The organism is Stenotrophomonas genospecies 5, assembly GCF_054473825.1.
The window spans coordinates 1-364 of sequence record NZ_JBTMUW010000010.1 but is presented as its reverse complement, the minus strand read 5'-3'; the positions used below and the strand labels follow the sequence as shown (position 1 = coordinate 364).

The 364-nt window shown below is 55.5% G+C and carries 1 protein-coding gene; it reads left to right on the top strand.

Annotated elements, in window-relative coordinates; all coding sequences use genetic code 11:
- Positions 1 to 165 precede the first annotated feature (165 nt).
- Positions 166 to 364 (top strand): hypothetical protein (locus tag ACX9OW_RS20745; RefSeq protein ID WP_219631828.1); only part of this gene is annotated, 199 nt, incomplete at its 3' end.

Below are 364 nucleotides of genomic sequence, written 5' to 3'. Positions count from 1 at the left end.
AAGTGGCCTCAGCGCCGTTCCCGTATGCTGCGAAGTTTCCTTCGTAGCGAGCCGCCCATTATAGCCGGCTTTTCCGCCTCGTCAACACCTTTTTCAAGGCCGCCGCACCGTAGTGGACGTTGTTGCTGGAGCTGCTTCGTCGTTGGCCCCAAGGGGCTTTCGTCGTTGCGAGCCGCCTATTATGGCAGGCCTTTCAGCTTTGTCAACAACTTGTTTGAGGAACTTGAAGCTCTTCGTGAAGTTGTTGCCGCAAGTCCAGGTCAAAACCAGGTGCCTGCAAAAAAAGGAAAACCCCGCTGCGTGAGCAGCGGGGTTTTGGGTATAAACCCTGGCGATGACCTACTCTCGCATGGCTTGAGCCACA